The sequence below is a fragment of the Lelliottia sp. 7254-16 genome (assembly GCF_002922995.1).
Taxonomy (GTDB): domain Bacteria; phylum Pseudomonadota; class Gammaproteobacteria; order Enterobacterales; family Enterobacteriaceae; genus Enterobacter; species Enterobacter jeotgali.
The window spans coordinates 88,486-109,004 of the sequence record NZ_PQVS01000010.1 but is presented as its reverse complement, the minus strand read 5'-3'; the positions used below and the strand labels follow the sequence as shown (position 1 = coordinate 109,004).

Genomic DNA, 20,519 nt, shown 5'->3' with positions numbered 1-20,519 from the left:
TGCGCTCCCGCCCCGCTATCGGGAGCGCATTTTTCCGCACAAAAACACTCAATCTATCCATCTGAAATAAATCATAAATAAAAAAAAACTCGAATCAAACTTGGACAAACACGCACGTTTGTGCAAGTTTTAGTTATGGGTTTTACATCAGGATCGTCCACTGCAAGGGTGAAACAATGAGCGCCGTCATCGATCGGTTTATGAGTTACTACGCCGGGCTGGAAAACCAGCCGCCATCGGCGCTGCCTGCGCTCTATCACCCTGAAGCGGTGCTGATTGATCCCTTCGGTGAGCATCGGGGGTTGTTCGCGATCCAGCGCTACTTCACCCATCTGCTGGCCAACGTCGACAAATGCCATTTCTCGATCGATAAGCCGTTCATCGACGGCGACCGTTTCGCCCTCACCTGGACCATGCACTGGTCGCATCCGCGTTTGACAGACGGCGAGACGCTGGCGCTGCCGGGCTGTTCCGTGGTGGAAATTCAGGACGGCACGGTGAAACGTCAGCGGGATTATTACGATGCCGGAGAGATGATTTACGAACACCTGCCCGTCCTCGGCTGGGCGGTGCGCGGTGTGAAAAGGAGGGTGCGCCCATGATGACTGTCCTCATCACCGGCGCCAGCTCAGGGATTGGCGAGGGACTGGCGAAGTCCTGGGCGGATGACGGCTGCCGCGTCATTGCCTGCGGCAGGGATGCTGCCCGCCTTGAGGCCCTGCGCCAGTACAGCCCGCTGATCTCTCTGCGTCAGTTTGACATGACCGACGCGCAGGCCTGTCGCGAGGCGCTGGCCGATTGCCGCGTGGATCTCGCCGTGTTGTGCGCCGGAACCTGCGAATATCTCGATCATGGGGTGATCGACGTCGATCTGATCTCGCGGGTGATGAGCGCCAATTTTGCCGGACCAATAAATTGTCTGGCTGCGTTGCAGAACATACTCGCGCCCGGCAGCCGCGTGGTGCTGGTCAGTTCTATGGCCCACTGGCTGCACTTCCCGCGCGCGGAGGCATACGGCGCGTCCAAAGCGGCGCTGACGTGGTTCGCCAACTGCCTGCGTCTGGACTGGGAGCCAAAAGGCGTGGCCGTGACGGTCGTCTCCCCAGGCTTTGTCGACACGCCCCTGACGCGCAAAAATGATTTCCCGATGCCCGCGAAAGTGAGCGTCGAGCAGGCCGTTGCCGCCATCCGCCAAGGCGTGGCGAAAGGCCGAGCGCACATCGCCTTCCCCAGCGGATTCAGCCTGGTTTTGCGCCTGCTGGCGTCACTGCCTCAGTTTATGCAGAACGCGCTGCTGCGCCGGATGGTGCGCTCATGAACATCGCCATCATCGGCAGCGGCATCGCCGGGCTGACCTGCGCCTGGCGTCTGGCCGGGCATCATCCGGTGACGCTGTTCGAGGCGGCCCCTACCGTCGGCGGCCATACCGCCACGGTCGATGTCACCACGCCGTCGGGGGAGTATTCCATCGACACCGGGTTCATCGTCTATAACGACCGCACCTATCCGCGCTTTATGGGTTTGCTGAGCGAACTGGGCATTCACGGGCAAAAAACGCAGATGAGCTTTTCCGTGCACAACCCGGCAAGCGGGCTGGAGTACAACGGCCACACGCTCTCGACCCTGTTTGCCCAGCGCCGCAATCTGCTGAACCCGACGTTCTGGCGGCTGCTCAGATCGATCGTGCGTTTTAACAAACTGGCGAAGCAGGCGCTGCGCGAGGGCTCCAGCAACAACCACACGTTGCAAACCTTCCTCGATCAGCACCGTTTTAGCCCGTTCTTCGCCCGGCACTACATCCTGCCGATGGGCGCGGCGATCTGGTCCTCGTCGTTGCAGGAGATGCGCCGTTTTCCGCTGGCGCTGTTTTTACGCTTTTTTGAGAATCACGGGCTGCTGGACATCACCCATCGTCCCCAGTGGTACGTGGTGCCCGGCGGATCGCGCGAATATGTCCGCGCCCTCGTCACGCAACTGGGCGATCGCCTGACGCTGCACACGAATGCGCCGGTGCAGAAGGTGATCCGCCATCCCCACCGCGTGGACATTGAGCTTGCCGACGGAACACACAGCTTCGATCAGGTCATTTTCGCCTGTCACTCCGGGCAGGCGCTGGCGCTGCTGAATAACCCAAGCCTTGCGGAAAAACAGATCCTCGGCGACATCGGCTGGCAGCGTAACGAGGTGGTGCTGCACAGCGACCGCCGCTGGCTGCCGGTGCGCGAGCGCGCCTGGGCGAGCTGGAACTATCGCCTGAGCGACCAGGAGCAAAACAGCGCCTGCGTCACCTACAGCATGAATATTTTGCAGGGCCTGCCAGAGGGCGCGCCGCTGTTCTGCGTCACCCTCAATCCGGATGCGCCCATCGACGAGCGCGATGTCTGGCAGCGCTTTGTGTATGAACATCCGCTGTTTAATCCCAAAAGTTGGCGCGCCCAGTCGCGTCGCGCCGAGATCAACGGCCAGCAGCGAAGCTGGTTCTGCGGCGCTTACTGGTACAACGGTTTTCACGAAGATGGCGTGCGCAGCGCGCTCGACGTGGTGGCGGGGATCGCGAGGGCGGGAACATGAACAGTTGCCTCTATCAGGGCGTGCTGCGTCATCGCCGCCTGCTGCCCCGGCCACACCATTTCCGCTACAGCCTGTTTATGGCGTGGCTCGATCTCGACGAACTGGAACGCCTGCCATCAGTGGGTATTCGCCGCAATCGCTTTGCCGCAGCGTCGTTTTACGACCGCGACTATCCGCTGGGCGAGCCGCTCAAAGCGCAGGCTCTCGCCAGGCTGGAGACGCTGACCGGCGAACGCCACGACGGGCGGGTGATGCTCCTGACCCAGCTGCGCTATTTCGGCATCCATTTTAATCCGGTCAATTTTTACTACTGCTTCGACCGCCAGGACGTGCTGCGCTGGGTGCTCGCCGAAGTGCGCAACACGCCGTGGAACGAGCGGCATTACTACGCGGTGAACGGCCAGGAGGCGCGCCCGATGGCGAAAACCTTCCACGTTTCACCGTTTAATCCGATGGATATGGTCTACCACTGGCGCTTCAACTGCCCGGCAAAAACCCTGCACATGCGCATTGAAACGCATCAGGAAACCAAAGTGTTTGATGCCACGCTGATGCTGACCCGTCAGCCGCTGACCCGCTCCGCGCTGCGTTCGCTGCTGTGGCGCATCCCGCTGATGACGCTCAAAACCGTCCTCGCGATTTACTGGCAGGCGCTGCGCCTGTGGCTCAAACGCGTGCCTATTCACAACCATCCTGCCAGCAGGAGTGAACGCTCATGACCGATCCTGTTTATGCACTTGAGCCAGAATGCCCGCGCCACGCACGTCTGGCCCGTTGGCTACTGTTCCGCCTGCTGGGAGATTTGCAACAGGGGTCGCTGACCGTGCGCGAGGGTAACCAAACGTTCCATTTTGGCGATACCAGTGCGGCCCTGCACGCCGAGGTGGACGTCCTCTCCTCGACGCTTTACCGACGCCTGCTGACCGGCGGGAGTCTTGCCGCCGCCGAAGCCTGGATGGACGGTGAATGGGAGACAACTCAGCTCACCACACTACTGCACATTCTGGCCCTCAACGGCAAAACGCTGGGACGGCTGGAGAGCGGATTTCGGCTGCTGGGCAGGCCTGTCGAACGGCTCCGCCACTGGGCGCGGCGCAACCACCGCCAGCAGGCGCGGGAAAACATCGCCGCCCATTACGATCTGGGCAACACCTTTTACGCCCAGTTCCTCGACGAGGAGCTGCTCTACTCCAGCGCCCTGTTTACCTCGCCGGATCAGGATCTGACCGCCGCGCAGCAGGCCAAGATGGCGCGGCTCTGCGAACAGCTGGCGCTGACGCCGGACGATCATCTGCTGGAAATTGGCACCGGCTGGGGCGCGATGGCCGAGTTCGCCGCCCGCCATTACGGCTGCCGGGTGACAACCACCACGCTGTCCTACGAGCAGTTTTGCTGGGCGCAGGAAAGAATTGCCCGCGCCGGGTTGCAGGACAAGGTTCAGGTTTTGCTCTGCGATTACCGCGACTTAACCGGGGAATACGACAAGCTGGTGTCGGTGGAGATGATCGAAGCGGTCGGCAAAACCTTCTTGCCGGAATTCTTTCGCACCTGCCAGGCGCGGCTGCGCCCCGGCGGCAAAATGGCGATTCAGGCGATCACCATTCAGGACCAGCGCTACCGCAGCTACAGCAAAAGCGTCGATTTTATCCAGCGCTACATCTTCCCCGGCGGCTTTTTGCCGAGCATCACGGCGATGAGCGATCTCATGACGCGCCACACGGATTTCGTGGTGCGCAACCTGTTCGACATGGGCCCGGACTACGCGCGCACCCTGACGCACTGGCGCACGCGCTTTCTCCACGCCTGGCAGGATATTGAAAAACTCGGCTTCGATGAACGCTTCCGCCGCATGTGGCTCTACTACCTGGGCTACTGCGAAGCAGGGTTCAACGCCCGCACCATCAGCGTGGTGCAGCTGACGGCAGAGCGCGTATGAACCGCCACGTGCAGGTCTTCGTCCTCGCCATCGCGTTCGATTTTTACTGGACGATGGTGGTTTTCTTTCGCGAACGCGGGGTGATGGTGTGGCTCGCGCTGGCGCTGCTGGCCTGCCTGATGTTGAAACCGATCCAGCGACTGTACGCCATTCTGCTGGCGGTTGCGGGGAGTTCTCTGGATACGCTCTGGTCGCTAACCGGGCTCCTGCGTTTTAACGGCGAAGGGATTTTGCCACTGTGGATGATGGCCCTGTGGCTGATGTTTGCCTGCGTCTGGACCCAGCTCACCACCACTACCGCTCTGCCGCGCTGGCTGCTGGTGCTGATGGGTACCGCAGGTGGCCCGGTGGCCTATTTTCTCGGCGAGCGTCTGGATGCAATCGTCTTTCAGGCCCCGGCCTTCATCGTCCTGAGCTGGATGGCGATGGGATGGCTGGTGCTGATCCTCTTTTTCCACCTGCTGGTCGGGAGGCAACCATGAAACGTTTTCTGGCGGTAAGTCTGGCGGCGCTGATGCTGCTGGCGGGCTGCAGCACAAATATCAGCGAGTATCAGGGCAAAACGCCAAAACTCGATATCTTCCGTTATTTTCAGGGCCAGACCGAAGCCTTCGGCATGGTGCAGGACCGCAGCGGGAAGCAGATCCGTCGCTTCCACGTGGCGTTAAACGGCGAAGTGCAGGCCGACACCCTGACCCTGAGCGAGCAGTTTGTGTATGACGATGGCGAGAAACAGCAGCGCGTGTGGCACATCCGGCGCGTCAGCGCCGATCGCTATGAAGGTCGTGCGGGAGATATCGAGGGCGTGGCGACCGGCCAGGCGGCAGGAAACGCCTTCAACTGGCGCTACAGCATGAACGTCAAAGCCGACGGCAAAACCTGGCTGTTGCACTTCGACGACTGGATGTATTTGCAGGACGACACGCATCTTTTCAATAAAACCGCGATGACGAAGTTTGGTTTCAACGTCGGCACCGTCACGCTTTTCTTCACCCGGAAAGACAGTAAGGGGGCAACACCATGAACACCAAACCCACGCTCGGTATTAGCGGATGTCTGACGGGCTCAGCCGTGCGGTTTGACGGTGGGCATAAACGGATGGGCTTTTTAATGGATGCCCTGGCGCAGTGGGTGACGTTCAAACCCGTCTGCCCGGAAATGGCGATTGGTTTGCCCGTTCCGCGCCCGGCGCTGCGTCTGGTGAAAGCGCCCGACGGCGACATGCGCGTGCGCTTTACCTTCGCGCCGCACGAAGACGTGAGCGATAAAATGGCCGATTTCGCTGCGGGCTATTTGCCGGGGATCGCCGGTTACGACGGCTTTATCGTCTGCGCCAAATCCCCGAGCTGCGGCATGGAACGCGTGCGGATTTACGACGAAGTAGGCAATCCCGGCCAGAAGGAGGGAAGCGGGGCGTTCACTGCCGCGATGCAGGAAAAATACCCGTGGCTGCCGGTGGAGGAAGACGGTCGGCTGCACGACCCGGTCCTGCGCGAGAACTTCATCGCGCGGATTTTTGCCCTGCACGAGCTGAACGCGATCCGCGCCAAAGGCCTGACGCGCCGCGCCCTGCTGGCGTATCACAGCCGCTACAAACTGCAGCTGCTGGCCCATAACCAGGCGGCGTACCGCGAAATCGGCCCGTTCGTGGCGTCGATGCACGAGTGGGACGATCTGGAGGCGTTTTTTGTCGCCTACCGCGACAAGCTGATGGCGATCATGAAGCAGCCCGCCTCACGTAAAAACCACACCAACGTGCTGATGCATATTCAGGGCTATTTCCGCGAACAGCTCAACGCCCGCCAGCGCCTGGAGCTGCGCGAAGTGATACTTAACTACCGCGCCGGACAGCTGCCGATCCTCGCCCCGCTCACGCTGCTCAAGCATTATCTGGCCGAGCATCCTGACAACTATCTTCTGACGCAAAACTACTTCGACCCGTACCCGCAGGATTTGGGGCTGCGGCTGGCGATTACCTGATTTTCAAAACGAGAGACCTTTAGCCCAAAAGGTCCTTACACGCACCCCGTTTTAGACGACAAACCTCACTGTCGTCTTTTTTTTGTTTATTCGAGGGCGAGGCCTGCTTAGCCACGCACTTTACCAGCCCGGCACCGCCCCGCCGTTAAAGATTTTTTCCGCCGCTTTCGCCACTTCCGGCGACTGGTACGACTGAATAAACTCTTTCACATTTTCCGCGTCTTTGTTGTCTTCACGCGTCACTACGATATTCACGTAAGGCGAGTTTTTATCTTCGATAAACACGCCGTCATGCACCGGTGACAGCCCGGTTTGCTGCAAATAGGTGGTGCTGATAATCGCCACGTCCACTTTAGGGTCGTCCAGCACGCGTGGCAGTTGCGCGCCTTCCAGCTCCATGATGTTCAGTTTTTTGGGGTTAGCGGTAATGTCGAGCGCCGTTGGCAGCAGGCCGACGTCCGGTTTAAGCGTAATCAGCTTCTCTTTTTGCAACAGCAACAGCGCGCGCCCGAGGTTGGTCGGATCGTTAGGAATGGCAATGGTTGCGCCATCCTTCAGTTCGGAAACGGCTTTGACCTTGCGCGAATATCCCGCCATCGGGAAAACAAAGGTGTTAGCGACCGCCACTAATTTATAGCCATGCGCTTTGTTATCTTCCGCCAGGAACGGGCGATGCTGGAACACATTTGCATCCAGTTCGCCGTGGTTGGTCGCATCGTTAGGCAGCAGCGAGCCGCTAAAACCGACCAGTTCGACATCCAGACCGTATTTCTCTTTCGCCACTTTTTTGGCGACTTCCGCCACATCCTGTTCAGCGCCGTTAATCACGCCGACTTTAATGTGTTTGGCATCGCTGCCGCCCTGGTCACAGCCCGCCAGCAGCAGGCCCGTAAGAACTAATGCACCAAATCGAGGTAAAGAAAGTTTCACGAGACAGATCCTTTTGATAAACGTTTAAACGACTATATCGACAACGAAGCGGTACGCTAAAAACCGAAAAAGAATCAACCAGAAGGAAAAGTTATATGTGCGTGCTGACGACATTGTAGGCTCGGTAAGCGCAGCGCCACCGGGCGTCAGGCGTTACTGCTCTGCAGTCCAGTCTTCCACGTTCAATCCCTGCACCATAGCGAAGGCGCGATCGTTAGTGACAAACGTAGCACCGCGACTCACCGCATGGGCGGCAAGCAGCTGATCGAGCGCCCCCATAACCTTTCCTTCTTTTTCCATTGAGGCTCGAAGTATGCCGTAGCTTTCCGCTGCTTCACGATCCCAGTTACATACGGTAACCGTATTCAGAAACTCCAGTATTTTTGCGGTTAATGAACTGCTTTGCTTTTTGGCCACGCCGTAAAGCAGTTCCGCTTCAGTGACGCTGGAAATACAAATATCTTCGAGCGCCGTATATGAATATTTATTAAGCACATCTGGATGCTTTCTGACGATATAGCTCACAATATTAGTATCAAGCATATGCCGCATTTCTACATTCCTTCGAAAGGGTCCCTGTCTGCGAACCCTTGATTGCGCTCCTCTTTACTCAGGAATGATTCCGGGACATCCGTTAGCTTTAACAGGTTTAAAAATATATCTCTGTGGTACTCACGATGAGTTTTTACAGATAGCACCACGTTCCCATACTCATCTCTGCGGATGTAGACACTATCCGTATCAAATTCAAAATCTGCGGGTAATCTGACGGCCTGACGGCGGCCCTTTTTGAAGATTTTTACTGTGCGTTCCATTGCCACCTCTGCGGGTTTATTGACCAGGCCAAAGAATGAGCCATCGAGGGACAGGAAGACAAGCATCATGACTCAAATTAGGAAAGCGGCTCGCATCTTATAGTAGGCCCGGTAAGCGCAGCGCCACCGGGCATCAGGGGTTACAGTTTTTTCGCCAGATAATGCCGCTGCATACCTTTGAGGGGAAAATCCTCCAGCGTCATTTGCAGCTGATAGCCCTGCTTTTCATAAAAGGGCCGCGCCTGGAAACTGAACGTATCCACCAGCGCGTGCAGGCACCCTTGCTGTCTGGCCTGTTTTTCGGCGGCGCTCATCAGCTTGCCGCCCAATCCGCAACCCCGCACATCGCTATTCACCCACAAATAGTCGATGTTCAGCCATTCCCCTTTGCGGTTGCCGATCAACCCGCCCGTCATCACGCCATTGTCGTCACGTGCATAAACAGCGATATCGCCACCGACCGTGGAAAAATCAATAAACTGTCGATTATGGGATCTCAGCCCATTCAAAAGCTCTGCTTTATCTTCTTCGGTGATGTTATTAGTGACGCTCAATTGCATTTTGTTCTCCTTATTTTCAGCGCGATTTGACTATCTCACAGCTTTATCTTCATAAAAACTCCTTATTCTCTCCTTTATTTCGTTGTGGAAATATCCTTTCAAGATGTTAATAAAAAAAGCGCTTTCCAATACCTTCCTGAAACGTATAATGACTAAAAATGAGAACGATCATTCTCACTCTCAGCGCGGCGGGAAAACGATGAGCACAAAGCTTGAAGAACGTCAGAAACAGCGGCAGGACGAGATTATCACTGCGGCGCGGCGCTGTTTCCGCGCGAGCGGGTTTCACGGTGCCAGCATGTCGCAAATCGCCAGCGAGGCGAAGCTTAGCGTCGGCCAAATCTACCGCTATTTCAGCAACAAAGACGCCATCATCGAAGAGATGATCCGCCGCATCATCGACTACCGTATCGCGGAGATGGAAGGCAAAACCCAGACCGACCGTATGCCGCAGATCCTCGCCTGGCGCCAGACCCTGAGCGAAGACGACGATGCGCTGATGCTGGAAATGTCCGCCGAAGCCACCCGCAACCCGCTGGTGGCAGGGATGCTGGTCGAAGCCGACGCGCGCATGTTTGCCAACGCCTGCGAGCACCTGAAAAAACAGTGCCCGCACCTGAGCGAAGAACGCATCCGCTGCTGCGTAGAAATTACCGCCGTGATGATGGAAGGCTCCATCTATCGTCGGTTAACCCCACAAAAAGTGTCAGCATCTGAATTAGAGAAAATTTATCGGGAAATACTCAATATGCTTCTCATTGTGAATTAATTAAATCTGAATTAAACATCGGGAAATAGCCATTTCCCGTTTTTTCATTTCCGCGAGTCGCGGAGATGCGGCATCCCTGTGCCTTAAAAAAATTTCATCTCGTTAAGCGATTAACGGGACAGGCATCGTTCACCCTGGAAAAAGTATGAAAATCAGAACAACCCCCATCGCGGCATTATTTCTCCTGACCGGTTGTGATAATGCACAAATATCCGCACCAGCAGGCCCACTCCCGGAAGTGGGGATCGTCACGCTCATGAGCCAGCCCGTTCCGGTGGTCAGTGAGTTAACCGGGCGCACCAGCGCTGCGTTGAGTGCGGAAGTGCGTCCGCAAGTCGGCGGCATCATTCAAAAACGGCTGTTTAACGAAGGCGATACGGTCAAAGCCGGACAGGCGCTGTATCAGATCGATCCGTCCAGCTTTAAGGCCAGCTACGACGAAGCCGCCGCCGCGCTGAAACAGGCCCAGTCGCTGGTGCAGGCCGACTGCCAGAAGGCCCAGCGCTATGCTCAACTGGTGAAGGACGACGGCGTATCGCGTCAGGATGCGGAAGATGCGCAGGCCACCTGTGCGCAGGACAAAGCCAGCGTCGAGTCCAAAAAAGCCGCTCTGGAGAGCGCGCGTATCAGCCTGAACTGGACCACCGTCACCGCGCCGATTAGCGGTCGCATCGGGATATCGTCCGTCACCCCGGGTGCGCTGGTCACCGCTCAGCAGGATACGGCGCTGGCGACCATTCGCGGGTTAGACACTATGTACGTCGATCTCACCCGTTCCAGCGCCGATCTGCTGCGATTACGCAAGCAAACTTTGTCGACTAACAGCGATACCCTGAGCGTGTCACTGATCCTCGAAGACGGCAGTACCTACAGTGAAAAGGGCCGTCTGGCGCTGACGGAAGTCGCTGTGGATGAGTCCACCGGCTCCGTGACCCTGCGCGCGGTGTTCCCCAATCCAAAACAGCAGCTCCTGCCCGGCATGTTCGTTCGCGCCAAAGTGGATGAGGGCATCATGGACGATGCGATTCTGGCGCCGCAGCAGGGCATCACCCGCGACGCCAAAGGCAACGCCACCGCGCTGGTGGTGAACACCAGTAACAAAGTCGAGCAGCGCACGCTGCAAACGGGCGACACCTACGGCGACAAATGGCTGGTGCTGAGCGGGCTGAACGCGGGCGATAAGCTGATCGTCGAGGGCTCAGGGAAAGTGACCACCGGCCAGGAAGTGAAAGCCGAAGCGGTCAAAACCGACGGAGGAGACGCCTGATGTTTTCCCGTTTCTTCGTGCGTCGCCCGGTGTTTGCGTGGGTGATCGCCATTCTGATTATGCTCGCCGGGATGCTGGCGATCCGCACCCTGCCGGTGGCGCAGTATCCGGACGTGGCACCGCCGTCGGTCAAAATCTCCGCCACCTATACGGGCGCGTCCGCCCAGACGCTGGAAAACAGCGTCACTCAGGTGATCGAACAGCAGCTGACCGGCCTGGATAACCTGCTCTATTTCACCTCCACCAGCAGCTCCGACGGCACTGTGAGCATCAACGTTACCTTCGAACAGGGCACTGATCCGGATACCGCTCAGGTGCAGGTGCAGAACAAAGTGCAGCAGGCCGAATCGCGCCTGCCGAGCGAAGTGCAGCAGTCGGGCATTACGGTGGTGAAATCCCAGAGCAACTTCCTGCTGATCATGGGCGTGTACGACAAAACCGACAAAGCCAGCAGCTCGGATATCGCCGACTGGCTGGTGAGTAACGTTCAGGACCCACTGGCGCGCGTCGAAGGCGTGGGCAGTTTGCAGGTGTTTGGCGCGGAGTACGCGATGCGCATCTGGCTCGATCCGGCGAAGCTGGCTTCGTATTCGCTGATGCCGTCCGACGTGCAGAGCGCGATTGAAGCGCAGAACGTGCAGGTCTCTGCCGGGAAAATTGGCGCACTGCCGTCGTCAAATGCGCAGCAGCTGACGGCCACCGTGCGCGCCCAGTCGCGTCTGCAAACCGTCGATCAGTTTAAAAATATCATCATCAAGAGCCAGTCTAACGGCTCGGTGGTGCGCATGAGTGACATCGCGCGCGTCGAGATGGGCAGCGAAGATTACACGGCAACAGCCAAACTGAACGGCCATCCGGCGGCGGGCGTGGCGGTGATGCTCTCGCCAGGGGCCAACGCGCTCAGCACGGCGACGGCGGTGAAAGATAAAATCGCTGAATTTAAGCGCGCGATGCCGGAAGGCTATGACGTTGCCTACCCGAAAGACAGCACCGAGTTCATCAAAATCTCCGTCGAGGATGTGATTCAGACTCTGTTCGAAGCCATCATTCTGGTGGTGGTGGTGATGTATCTGTTCCTGCAAAACGTCCGCGCCACGCTGATCCCCGCCCTGGCGGTGCCAGTGGTGCTGCTCGGCACCTTTGGCGTGCTGGCCCTGTTCGGCTATTCCATCAACACCCTGACGCTGTTCGCGATGGTGCTGGCGATCGGCCTGCTGGTGGATGACGCCATCGTGGTGGTGGAAAACGTCGAGCGCATCATGCGCGACGAAGGGCTGCCCGCCCGCGAAGCGACCGAAAAATCGATGGGCGAGATCTCCGGCGCACTGGTGGCGATTGCCCTGGTACTGTCAGCGGTGTTCCTGCCGATGGCATTTTTCGGCGGCTCGACAGGGGTGATTTACCGCCAGTTCTCCGTGACCATTATCTCGGCGATGATCCTCTCGGTAGTCGTCGCCCTGACCCTCACCCCGGCTCTGTGCGGGACGGTACTGAGCCACACGCCGCCGCACAAGAAAGGCTTTTTCGGTGCGTTTAACCGCTTTTACAGCAAAACGGAAAAGGGCTACCAACACAAAGTCCTGCGGGTGTTACGCCGCTCCGGCAGCGTGATGGCGATCTTCGCGGTCCTGTGCGGCGCGATGACCCTGACGATGTGGAAACTGCCGGGCAGCTTCCTGCCGACGGAAGATCAGGGCGAAATCATGGTGCAGTACACCCTGCCCGCCGGTGCCACCGCCGTGCGCACCGCCGAGGTGAGCCGTCAGGTCACCGACTGGTTCCTCAGCAAAGAGAAAGACAACACCAACGTCATCTTCACCGTCGAAGGCTTTAGCTTCAGCGGCAGCGGCCAGAACGCCGGGATGGCGTTTGTGTCGCTGAAAAACTGGTCCGAGCGTAAGGGGAGCGAAAACACCGCTCAGGCGATCGCCCTGCGCGCCAGCAAAGAGTTGGGCGGCATTCGCGATGCCACCGTGTTCGCCATGACCCCGCCGTCCGTCGACGGTCTTGGTCAGAGCAACGGCTTTACCTTTGAGCTGATGGCGACCGGCAATACGGATCGCGACACCTTGCTGGCAATGCGTAACCAGCTGATTGGCGAAGCGAATAAAAACGCCTCCCTGCAGGCGGTACGTGCCAACGATCTGCCGCAAATGCCGCAGTTACAGGTCGATATCGACAACAACAAAGCCGTCTCGTTGGGCCTCGCCCTGAGCGACGTCACCAGCACCCTCTCCAGCGCCTGGGGCGGAACTTACGTGAACGACTTTATCGATCGCGGTCGCGTCAAAAAAGTCTACATCCAGGGCGATAGCGATTACCGCGCCGCGCCGTCGGATCTCAACAAATGGTTCGTGCGCGGGAGCGACGACAGCATGACGCCGTTCTCCGCCTTCGCTACCACCCGCTGGGAATACGGCCCGGAAAGCCTGGTGCGTTACAACGGCTCGGCGACATACGAGATTCAGGGTGAGAACGCCAGCGGGTCCAGTTCAGGCAGCGCGATGACCACGATGGAACAGCTGGCAAATAAACTCCCGGCGGGTACTACCTGGGCGTGGAGCGGTCTGTCATTGCAGGAAAAACTGGCCAGCGGCCAGGCGATGAGCTTGTACGCCCTGTCGATTCTGGTGGTGTTCTTGTGCCTGGCAGCGCTATACGAGAGCTGGTCGGTGCCGATTTCAGTGATCATGGTTATCCCGCTCGGCGTGCTGGGCGCGGCGCTGGCCGCGACGATGCGTGGTCTGAACAACGACGTCTATTTCCAGGTGGCGCTTCTGACCACCATCGGCCTGTCATCGAAAAACGCCATTCTGATCGTTGAGTTTGCCGAAGCCAAAGTAGCGGAAGGGTACTCCCTTACACGCGCCGCCCTGCGCGCCGCCCAGACCCGTTTGCGCCCGATCATCATGACCTCGCTGGCCTTTATCGCCGGTGTGACGCCGCTGGCGGTCGCCACCGGGGCCGGCGCCAATAGTCGCGTCGCGATCGGCACCGGCATCATCGGCGGAACCCTTGCCGCCACGCTGCTGGCGATTTTCTTTGTTCCCTTATTCTTTGTACTGGTGAAGCGGTTGTTCTCCGGTCAGCACGCAAACCGGAGGTAATCATGTTTCGTGTGTCTGTTTTAGTGTTAGCCCTGATGAGCGCAGGCTGTGTGTCGCTGGACCCCAGCTACCAGCGCCCCGATTCCCCCATCCCGGCGACGCTGCCGGGCAGCCACGGCGAAGCCAGCGCGGTCGTGAGCCAGTGGCAGAATGTGATGAACGACGCCCGGCTGAAAGGGGTGGTGACGATGGCGCTTTCCAGCAACCGCGACGTGCAAAAAGCGATTGCCGATATCGACGCCGCCCGCGCCCTGTATGGTGAAACGCGCTCGTCCCTGTTTCCGACGGTCAATGCCGAACTGAGCCACACCCGCAGCCGCACGCTGGCGAGCGGGGTCGCCACCAGCGACGAGGCCAACGGCGCGGTATCGAGCTTTGAGTTGGATCTGTTTGGCCGCAATCAAAGCCTGTCGCGCGCGGCGCGTGAAACCTGGCTTGCCAGCGAGTTCACCGCCCAGAATACGCGCCTGACGATGATCGGCGAGCTGACCAGCGCATGGCTAACGCTGGCAGCGGATAACAGCAATCTTGCGCTGGCGAAATCCACCCTGGAAAGCGCAGCGAACTCGCTGAAAATCGTCAAACGTCAGCAGGAGGTGGGCGTGGCAGCGGCAACGGACGTCAGCGCGGCGATGGCGGTGTATCAGCAGGCACGGGCCAGCGTGGCGAGTTATCAGACGCTGGTGATGCAGGACAAAAATGCGCTGAATCTGCTGGCGGGCGGCACGGTGCCGGATAATTTACTGCCCGGCACACTGGAAAGCCTGAGCGACAACGCCATCACCCTGATTCCGGCGGGCGTTAGCTCCAGCGCACTGTTGCGCCGCCCGGATATTCAGGAAGCCGAGCACAATCTGCTGAGCGCCAATGCCAGTATCGGCGCGGCACGGGCGAATTTCTTCCCGACGATTTCCCTGACCGCCAGCGCCGGAGTCGGGAGCGACTCCCTGTCGTCCCTGTTCAGCCACGGCCTGAAAGTGTGGTCGTTTGCCCCGTCGATCACCCTGCCTCTGTTCAGCGGCGGTAACAATCTGGCGCAGCTGCGCTATGCCGAAGCGGAGAAAAAGGGGCTGATCGCCACCTACGAAAAAACCATTCAGAGCGCGTTTAAAGATGTCGCTGATGCGCTGGCGCGTCGGGAAACGCTCAATGAGCAGCTGGATGCCCAGCGAGAATACGTGGCGGCGGAACAAAAAACGCTGGATGTGGCCACGCGCAGCTATCAGGCCGGTGCGGGTGATTATCTGACGGTACTGACCGCGCAGCGGTCGCTGTGGTCGGCACAAGAATCGCTGATTGCCCTGCAACAAACCGACTTCACCAACCGCGTCACGCTGTGGCAATCGCTCGGCGGCGGCATTCAATAAATCTTTTTGCCGGGCGCTGATGTCCGGCAAAAACTCCAGCTACGCTTAAAACGTCTCATACCTGTGTCTGCTCAGAATCATACTTTCGGCTTGAATCGCTTTGATGAATGTAACGATATATTTCAAAAGACAATGCGTGTTTTTTTCCGGGGGTTTCTATGAAAGCTGCTCATCTTTTTTGTCTGGTTATCTGTTTGCTTTTCGCCGCCTTCGTCCACGCGAAGGAGACACAGGATCCGGTTAAAACGGAAAAAATCCGCCAGTCGGTGATGAAAGATATCAAGAAAGTGTGTTCACCTCAGGGCAAACAATCCGACAAAGAGTGGCAGGCAATGATCATGTCTTCAGAGGCCAATAAATTGCTGATAAAAAACGCGATACTGGCGACGGAGCGCGATAACCTGGACAACTACTGGGAAGCGGTGGGTAAAGTGGATTGCATGGAAGATTACTGAGCGTGAAGCGAGCTTCACGCTTTTTTATTAGCGTTTGCGCATATCCGGGATAATCAAATCGCCGCGCAACACGTAAGAACCGAGCATCTGCGTTTTTTCATTCAGCCACGCCACAATCCGCGCCGCCATCGCATCCATTGAATATTCGATAGCCGGAATGGTCGGAATCCCCGGAAGATGCAGCGATCCGGCGAGACTAAAGACCATGATGTCTTCCGGCACCGATTTGTTAAACGCCTGCAGCTGCGGGATCACGCGCTGCGCTTCTTGCTCATCCGCCACCAGCAACGCATTGAAATTCAAGGTGGTCGCGTTGTTCAGCAGTTCCTGCAATGCCACGGACGACGAGGTGGCATCCATAAACACCAGATTACGGTTAAATGGCAGGAAGTTTTTCTCCAGCGCGTGTTTGTAGCCAAGCAGTACCTGATCGGCGAATCCGCTGCCTTGCGGCTGAATTAAGGCAATCTGCCGACGGCCCTGGCTGGTGAGATAATTACAGGCGGTTTCGGCAGCAAAGGCGTGGTCAAACTGGATGCTGTTGGGATTATCGGACTCCATGCAGTCCACCAGGATGACGTTTTCCTGATCGATATGCAGCGGGAAACGCGCCCCGATAATCAGGATGTCGTCGCAGAGTCCGCAGGAGAGTTCATCGAGTGCGTTGAGCACTTCACTTTTGGTATTGGCGAAGCGCAGCAGCAGGTGTTTTTGATGCTGGCTGAGCTGTTTTTCCAGCGCGTAAAGATATCCGGTGGTCTGGTTGATATTATCCTGCGCGCAAATCACGCCGATACACCCCGTAGACTGACTCAGCAGCGACTGCGCAATGACGTTGGGCCGATAATTCAGCTCATCCACCGCTTTCAGTACGGCCTCACGGCTGGCTTCCTTCACGCCGCGCGACCCGCTCAACACCCGTGACACCGTGGCTTTGGACACCCCGGCCAGACGTGATACATCGTTGATTGTAGACATCATATTCCCCTGACAGGACTCACGCAGCCCTGTAATTCCCATTACCGCTTCGGCTCACATTATAGCCAATCCGCAGTATATCCGTTTCCGTTTTCTATGGAAACCGATTTTCCGTTTCCACTCCATTTGATGTCCAAAACGCCAAATTTCGTGACCCACATCGTGATAATTAGCCGCGTAACTACTGGATCTTGATGGGTGTCACACTTCTGTCTTTTATAAATGGAAACCGGTTTCCATATGATATCCAATCATCCCCGCAATAACTTTTTACACTTTGAGGATGGTTGTCGATGTTCAAGATTATGCTGTGCTGCTCTGCCGGGATGTCCACCAGCCTGCTGGTGAGGAAAATGGTTGAAGTGGCAGAAGAACGCGGTTTGCCGGTGACGATAGATGCGTACGGTGTTTCCGAATTTGATACGCAGTTTCCGCAATACCAGGTCGTTCTTCTCGGACCGCAAGTGAAATACATGTTAAAGACACTGGCAGACAAGGCTGCTACGCAGGGCATTCCGGTACAAGCCATCGACATGATGGATTACGGGATGCAGCGTGGTGATAAGGTACTGGACTATGCTCTGTCGCTCATCGACGCGGCACACTAAGAAGGTGTTCTCATGAGTTCGTTATATCAATCAATGGTTGCCGTTATTGAGCAGTCCATTACCCCGCTGGCGGCCAAGCTCGGACAGCAAAAGTACGTGATTGCGATCCGTGACGGTTTTACTGCAGCGCTGCCGTTTATGATCATCGGCTCCTTCATGCTGGTGTTCATTTTCCCGCCGTTCTCGGCGGATACCACCAACAGTTTTGCCCGCGGCTGGCTGGATTTCTCCCAGACTTACCGCGAACAGCTGATGCTGCCGTTTAACCTCAGCATGGGCGTGATGACCTTCTTTATCTCGGTGGGTATCGGTGCGAGCCTGGGCCGCCAGTTTAATCTCGATCCGGTGATGTCCGGCCTGCTGGCGTTTATGGCGTTTCTGCTGGTGGCCGCCCCTTATGCCGACGGCAAAATCTCCACCCAATATCTGTCGGGCCAGGGGATTTTCACCGCGCTGATTACCGCCATCTACTCCACCCGCGTTTACGCGTGGCTGAAGGAGAAAAAAGTCACCATTCGCCTGCCGAAAGAAGTGCCGACTGGCGTGGCGCGTTCCTTTGAGATTTTGATTCCGGTGCTAGTGGTGATTGGCACGCTGCATCCGTTGAACCTGTTTATTGAAGCGCAAACCGGGATGATTCTTCCGCAGGCGATTATGCACCTGCTGGAGCCGCTGGTTTCCGCCTCTGACTCCCTGCCGGCGATTCTGCTCTCCGTGCTGCTGTGCCAGATCTTCTGGTTCGCGGGCATCCACGGTTCGCTGATTGTCACCGGCATCATGAACCCGTTCTGGATGGCGAACCTGTCGGCAAACCAGGCGGCCCTGGCCGCTGGCGCGGCGCTCCCACACGTCTATCTGCAAGGTTTTTGGGATCACTACCTGCTGATCGGCGGCGTTGGCTCAACCTTACCGCTGGCCTTCCTGCTGCTGCGTAGCCGCGTGGCGCATCTGCGTACCATCGGCAAGATGGGCGTGGTGCCGAGCTTCTTTAACATCAACGAACCCATTCTGTTCGGCGCGCCGATCATCATGAACCCGATGCTGTTTATCCCGTTTGTGTTCGTGCCGCTGGTAAATGCCTGCCTGGCCTACGCTGCAACCCGACTCGGCTGGCTGGCGCAGGTGGTTTCCCTGACACCGTGGACCACTCCGGCTCCGATTGGCGCGTCATGGGCGGCGAACTGGGCGTTCAGCCCGGTGGTGATGTGCGTGATTTGTATGGTGATGTCGGCAGTCATGTATTTGCCGTTCCTGCGTGCCTATGAGCGCTCGTTAATGAAAACCGAAGAGCAAAAAGCTCAGGCAACCGTCGGTTCTGCTGAAGCTGTACGTTAATAACGTCAAAGAGGACGCATTATGAAATATTCATTTCCCGAACACTTTTGGTGGGGCAGCGCCAGCTCCGCGCTGCAAACCGAAGGGGAAAGCCTGGGCGGCGGCAAAGGATTGACCACCTGGGATCACTGGTTCGCCAATCAGCCAAACCGTTTCCATCAGGGCGTGGGGCCGCAGGATACCTCAACCTTTTATCACAACTGGAAAGCGGACATTCAGCTGCTGAAACAGCTGAACCATAACAGCTTTCGTACCTCGATTAGCTGGGCGCGCCTGATCCCCGACGGTGTCGGTGAAGTGAATCCGCAGGCGGTGGAGTTTTACAATCAGGTGTTCGACGAACTGCTTGAGCAGGGGATTACGCCGTTTATCACCCTGTTCCACTTCGACATGCCGATGGCAATGCAGGAGATCGGCGGCTGGGAAAACCGTGACGTCTTGGCTGCGTACAGCCGCTACGCGCAGATCTGCTTTGAGCTGTTTGGCGATCGCGTCCTGCACTGGTTTACCTTTAACGAGCCGATCGTCCCGGTGGAGGGCGGGTATTTGTATGACTTCCATTATCCGAACGTGGTGGATTTCCGTCGTGCAGCGACCGTGGCGTATCACACCGTGCTGGCCCATGCGCAGGCAGTTCGTGCCTTCCGCGCCGGGCATTATGCGGGTGAGATAGGCATCGTGCTGAACCTGACGCCGTCCTATCCGCGCTCGCAAAATCCGCTGGATGTGAGAGCCGCGCATTATGCAGACCTGATGTTTAACCGCAGCTTCCTCGACCCGGTTCTGCGCGGGGAGTATCCGGCGGATCTGGTGGCGCTCCTGAAGGCCTACGATCAGCTGCCTGCCTGTCAGCCCGAAGACAGTGCGCTGATTGCCGAAGGGACCATCGACCTGCTGGGCATCAACTACTATCAGCCGCGTCGCGTGAAGTGTCGTGACAGCGCGGTGAATCCTCAGGCGCCGTTTATGCCGGAGTGGTTCTTCGATAACTATGAAATGCCAGGCCGCAAAATGAATCCGTACCGTGGCTGGGAAATCTACGAGCCGGGTATTTACGATATTCTGGTTAATCTGCGAGAAAATTACGGCAACCCGCGCTGTTTTATTTCTGAAAACGGCATGGGCGTCGAAAACGAGCAGCGTTTTATTGAAAACGGCCAAATTCACGATCAATACCGTATCGATTTTATTTCCGAGCACCTTAAATGGGTCCACAAAGGCATTAGCGAAGGCGCAAATTGTCTTGGCTACCATATGTGGACATTTATCGATAACTGGTCATGGTGTAATGCGTATAAAAACCGCTACGGATTTATCCAGCTTGATTTAAATACGCAACAGCGCACCATTAAGAAAAGCGGGGAGTGGTTCGCCGCCACCTCGTTAAATAACAGCTTTGATAAAGAGTAATGAATGATGATTGCATTAGAAGACGCCGTAATGGAAATTATCGTCAACGCCGGTCAGTCGCGCAGTCTGTGCTTTGAAGCACTGCACGCTGCGCGGCAGGGCAACCTCGACGAAGCCAAAAGCCTGCTGCGCGAAGCCGATGGCTACGCGCGCCAGGCGCACCATATGCAAACTAAACTCATCGAACAGGACGCGGGCGAAGCCCGCCAGCCGATGACCTTAATTATGGTGCACGCCCAGGATCATTTAATGAATTCACTGTTAGCCCGTGAATTGTCCGAAGAGATTATTCATCTCTACCAGAGATAATTAAGGGAGATATTATTACGTTAAAGTAAACCCTCTGTACCACTAAAAATATAAATCAACTTGTTCTGATGATAGCGACATATTCTGTCAGATCGGAGCTGGGTGGTTATTGTCTGAATAAA

General features: G+C 57.2%; 22 protein-coding genes. 17 read left to right on the top strand and 5 right to left on the bottom strand.

Features of this window, described 5'->3' with window-relative positions; genetic code table 11:
* Positions 1–176 precede the first annotated feature (176 nt).
* The 8 genes from C3708_RS14490 to C3708_RS14455 are packed head-to-tail and all read left to right on the top strand — an operon-like array spanning position 177 to position 6,487.
* Positions 177–602 carry a nuclear transport factor 2 family protein gene (locus tag C3708_RS14490; RefSeq protein WP_103950248.1) on the top strand — a complete coding sequence of 142 codons (426 nt, stop codon included), beginning with the start codon at positions 177–179 and terminating at the stop codon, positions 600–602.
* A complete protein-coding gene (locus C3708_RS14485) occupies positions 599–1,318 on the top strand; it encodes an SDR family NAD(P)-dependent oxidoreductase (RefSeq protein ID WP_103950247.1) in 720 nt (239 codons plus the stop codon). Before C3708_RS14490 ends, C3708_RS14485 begins: the two co-directional genes overlap by 4 nt.
* Positions 1,315–2,571, top strand: coding sequence for an NAD(P)/FAD-dependent oxidoreductase (locus C3708_RS14480; RefSeq protein ID WP_103950246.1), 1,257 nt, complete (start codon positions 1,315–1,317; stop codon positions 2,569–2,571). The genes C3708_RS14485 and C3708_RS14480 overlap by 4 nt, the downstream gene beginning before the upstream one ends.
* Entirely contained in the window at positions 2,568–3,290 is a 723-nt protein-coding gene (locus C3708_RS14475; RefSeq protein WP_103950245.1) for a DUF1365 domain-containing protein, read from the top strand. The genes C3708_RS14480 and C3708_RS14475 overlap by 4 nt, the downstream gene beginning before the upstream one ends.
* Positions 3,287–4,507, top strand: coding sequence for a cyclopropane-fatty-acyl-phospholipid synthase family protein (locus tag C3708_RS14470; protein WP_103950244.1), 1,221 nt, complete (start codon positions 3,287–3,289; stop codon positions 4,505–4,507). The genes C3708_RS14475 and C3708_RS14470 overlap by 4 nt, the downstream gene beginning before the upstream one ends.
* The gene (locus tag C3708_RS14465; RefSeq protein WP_103950243.1) at positions 4,504–4,989 is read left to right on the top strand and encodes a DUF2878 domain-containing protein; all 486 of its coding nucleotides are present in this window, start codon (positions 4,504–4,506) and stop codon (positions 4,987–4,989) included. The genes C3708_RS14470 and C3708_RS14465 overlap by 4 nt, the downstream gene beginning before the upstream one ends.
* Positions 4,986–5,531, top strand: coding sequence for a DUF3833 domain-containing protein (locus C3708_RS14460; RefSeq protein WP_095280073.1), 546 nt, complete (start codon positions 4,986–4,988; stop codon positions 5,529–5,531). Before C3708_RS14465 ends, C3708_RS14460 begins: the two co-directional genes overlap by 4 nt.
* Positions 5,528–6,487: a DUF523 and DUF1722 domain-containing protein gene (locus tag C3708_RS14455; RefSeq protein ID WP_103947815.1), complete on the top strand. Its 960-nt coding sequence runs from the start codon at positions 5,528–5,530 to the stop codon at positions 6,485–6,487. Before C3708_RS14460 ends, C3708_RS14455 begins: the two co-directional genes overlap by 4 nt.
* Before the next feature lie 120 nt (positions 6,488–6,607).
* Here the strand turns inward: C3708_RS14455 and nlpA are convergent, their stop codons facing one another.
* From nlpA to C3708_RS14435, 4 genes are all read right to left on the bottom strand, one after another.
* Positions 6,608–7,417: a lipoprotein NlpA gene (nlpA, locus tag C3708_RS14450; protein WP_103950242.1), complete on the bottom strand. Its 810-nt coding sequence runs from the start codon at positions 7,415–7,417 to the stop codon at positions 6,608–6,610.
* A 153-nt stretch (positions 7,418–7,570) separates the two neighbouring features.
* On the bottom strand, positions 7,571–7,969 hold the full coding sequence (locus C3708_RS14445) for a type II toxin-antitoxin system VapC family toxin (RefSeq protein ID WP_103950241.1): 399 nt from the start codon (positions 7,967–7,969) through the stop codon (positions 7,571–7,573).
* 2 nt (positions 7,970–7,971) lie between these two features.
* Entirely contained in the window at positions 7,972–8,301 is a 330-nt protein-coding gene (locus C3708_RS14440) for an AbrB/MazE/SpoVT family DNA-binding domain-containing protein (protein WP_331251906.1), read from the bottom strand.
* A 71-nt stretch (positions 8,302–8,372) separates the two neighbouring features.
* Complete coding sequence (locus tag C3708_RS14435) at positions 8,373–8,792, bottom strand: GNAT family N-acetyltransferase (RefSeq protein ID WP_095280064.1); 420 nt, start codon at positions 8,790–8,792, stop codon at positions 8,373–8,375.
* Between the two features lie 199 nt (positions 8,793–8,991).
* Here C3708_RS14435 and C3708_RS14430 point away from each other — a divergent pair, with 199 nt between their 5' ends.
* From C3708_RS14430 to C3708_RS14410, 5 genes are all read left to right on the top strand, one after another.
* Positions 8,992–9,561 (top strand): TetR/AcrR family transcriptional regulator, encoded by a 570-nt coding sequence (locus tag C3708_RS14430; protein WP_095284136.1) that lies wholly within the window; start codon positions 8,992–8,994, stop codon positions 9,559–9,561.
* A gap of 145 nt (positions 9,562–9,706) precedes the next feature.
* Entirely contained in the window at positions 9,707–10,828 is a 1,122-nt protein-coding gene (locus C3708_RS14425; RefSeq protein WP_103950240.1) for an efflux RND transporter periplasmic adaptor subunit, read from the top strand.
* Positions 10,828–13,935: an efflux RND transporter permease subunit gene (locus tag C3708_RS14420; protein WP_103972661.1), complete on the top strand. Its 3,108-nt coding sequence runs from the start codon at positions 10,828–10,830 to the stop codon at positions 13,933–13,935. The genes C3708_RS14425 and C3708_RS14420 overlap by 1 nt, the downstream gene beginning before the upstream one ends.
* A 2-nt stretch (positions 13,936–13,937) precedes the next feature.
* Positions 13,938–15,302, top strand: a complete 1,365-nt coding sequence (locus tag C3708_RS14415) for an efflux transporter outer membrane subunit (RefSeq protein WP_103950143.1) — start codon at positions 13,938–13,940, stop codon at positions 15,300–15,302.
* 158 nt (positions 15,303–15,460) lie between these two features.
* A complete protein-coding gene (locus tag C3708_RS14410) occupies positions 15,461–15,757 on the top strand; it encodes a YicS family protein (RefSeq protein WP_095280057.1) in 297 nt (98 codons plus the stop codon).
* A gap of 27 nt (positions 15,758–15,784) precedes the next feature.
* Here the strand turns inward: C3708_RS14410 and C3708_RS14405 are convergent, their stop codons facing one another.
* Positions 15,785–16,735 (bottom strand): LacI family DNA-binding transcriptional regulator, encoded by a 951-nt coding sequence (locus C3708_RS14405; RefSeq protein ID WP_103950144.1) that lies wholly within the window; start codon positions 16,733–16,735, stop codon positions 15,785–15,787.
* Between the two features lie 293 nt (positions 16,736–17,028).
* Between C3708_RS14405 and C3708_RS14400 the strand changes: the two genes are divergently transcribed.
* The 4 genes from C3708_RS14400 to C3708_RS14385 are packed head-to-tail and all read left to right on the top strand — an operon-like array spanning position 17,029 to position 20,397.
* Positions 17,029–17,343: a PTS sugar transporter subunit IIB gene (locus C3708_RS14400; protein ID WP_095280054.1), complete on the top strand. Its 315-nt coding sequence runs from the start codon at positions 17,029–17,031 to the stop codon at positions 17,341–17,343.
* Between the two features lie 12 nt (positions 17,344–17,355).
* A complete protein-coding gene (locus tag C3708_RS14395) occupies positions 17,356–18,678 on the top strand; it encodes a PTS sugar transporter subunit IIC (RefSeq protein ID WP_095280052.1) in 1,323 nt (440 codons plus the stop codon).
* A 21-nt stretch (positions 18,679–18,699) separates the two neighbouring features.
* Positions 18,700–20,088, top strand: coding sequence for a glycoside hydrolase family 1 protein (locus tag C3708_RS14390; protein WP_103950145.1), 1,389 nt, complete (start codon positions 18,700–18,702; stop codon positions 20,086–20,088).
* A 6-nt stretch (positions 20,089–20,094) separates the two neighbouring features.
* Positions 20,095–20,397, top strand: a complete 303-nt coding sequence (locus tag C3708_RS14385) for a PTS lactose/cellobiose transporter subunit IIA (RefSeq protein WP_142503674.1) — start codon at positions 20,095–20,097, stop codon at positions 20,395–20,397.
* Positions 20,398–20,519: the final 122 nt, after the last annotated feature.

Coding starts and splice junctions, on each gene's coding strand:
- C3708_RS14490 (WP_103950248.1), top strand. CDS start 177: ATGAGCGCCGTCATCGATCGGTTTATGAGTTACTACGCCGGGCTGGAA.
- C3708_RS14485 (WP_103950247.1), top strand. CDS start 599: ATGATGACTGTCCTCATCACCGGCGCCAGCTCAGGGATTGGCGAGGGA.
- C3708_RS14480 (WP_103950246.1), top strand. CDS start 1,315: ATGAACATCGCCATCATCGGCAGCGGCATCGCCGGGCTGACCTGCGCC.
- C3708_RS14475 (WP_103950245.1), top strand. CDS start 2,568: ATGAACAGTTGCCTCTATCAGGGCGTGCTGCGTCATCGCCGCCTGCTG.
- C3708_RS14470 (WP_103950244.1), top strand. CDS start 3,287: ATGACCGATCCTGTTTATGCACTTGAGCCAGAATGCCCGCGCCACGCA.
- C3708_RS14465 (WP_103950243.1), top strand. CDS start 4,504: ATGAACCGCCACGTGCAGGTCTTCGTCCTCGCCATCGCGTTCGATTTT.
- C3708_RS14460 (WP_095280073.1), top strand. CDS start 4,986: ATGAAACGTTTTCTGGCGGTAAGTCTGGCGGCGCTGATGCTGCTGGCG.
- C3708_RS14455 (WP_103947815.1), top strand. CDS start 5,528: ATGAACACCAAACCCACGCTCGGTATTAGCGGATGTCTGACGGGCTCA.
- C3708_RS14445 (WP_103950241.1), bottom strand. CDS start 7,969: ATGCGGCATATGCTTGATACTAATATTGTGAGCTATATCGTCAGAAAG.
- C3708_RS14440 (WP_331251906.1), bottom strand. CDS start 8,301: ATGATGCTTGTCTTCCTGTCCCTCGATGGCTCATTCTTTGGCCTGGTC.
- C3708_RS14435 (WP_095280064.1), bottom strand. CDS start 8,792: ATGCAATTGAGCGTCACTAATAACATCACCGAAGAAGATAAAGCAGAG.
- C3708_RS14430 (WP_095284136.1), top strand. CDS start 8,992: ATGAGCACAAAGCTTGAAGAACGTCAGAAACAGCGGCAGGACGAGATT.
- C3708_RS14425 (WP_103950240.1), top strand. CDS start 9,707: ATGAAAATCAGAACAACCCCCATCGCGGCATTATTTCTCCTGACCGGT.
- C3708_RS14420 (WP_103972661.1), top strand. CDS start 10,828: ATGTTTTCCCGTTTCTTCGTGCGTCGCCCGGTGTTTGCGTGGGTGATC.
- C3708_RS14415 (WP_103950143.1), top strand. CDS start 13,938: ATGTTTCGTGTGTCTGTTTTAGTGTTAGCCCTGATGAGCGCAGGCTGT.
- C3708_RS14410 (WP_095280057.1), top strand. CDS start 15,461: ATGAAAGCTGCTCATCTTTTTTGTCTGGTTATCTGTTTGCTTTTCGCC.
- C3708_RS14405 (WP_103950144.1), bottom strand. CDS start 16,735: ATGTCTACAATCAACGATGTATCACGTCTGGCCGGGGTGTCCAAAGCC.
- C3708_RS14400 (WP_095280054.1), top strand. CDS start 17,029: ATGTTCAAGATTATGCTGTGCTGCTCTGCCGGGATGTCCACCAGCCTG.
- C3708_RS14395 (WP_095280052.1), top strand. CDS start 17,356: ATGAGTTCGTTATATCAATCAATGGTTGCCGTTATTGAGCAGTCCATT.
- C3708_RS14390 (WP_103950145.1), top strand. CDS start 18,700: ATGAAATATTCATTTCCCGAACACTTTTGGTGGGGCAGCGCCAGCTCC.
- C3708_RS14385 (WP_142503674.1), top strand. CDS start 20,095: ATGATTGCATTAGAAGACGCCGTAATGGAAATTATCGTCAACGCCGGT.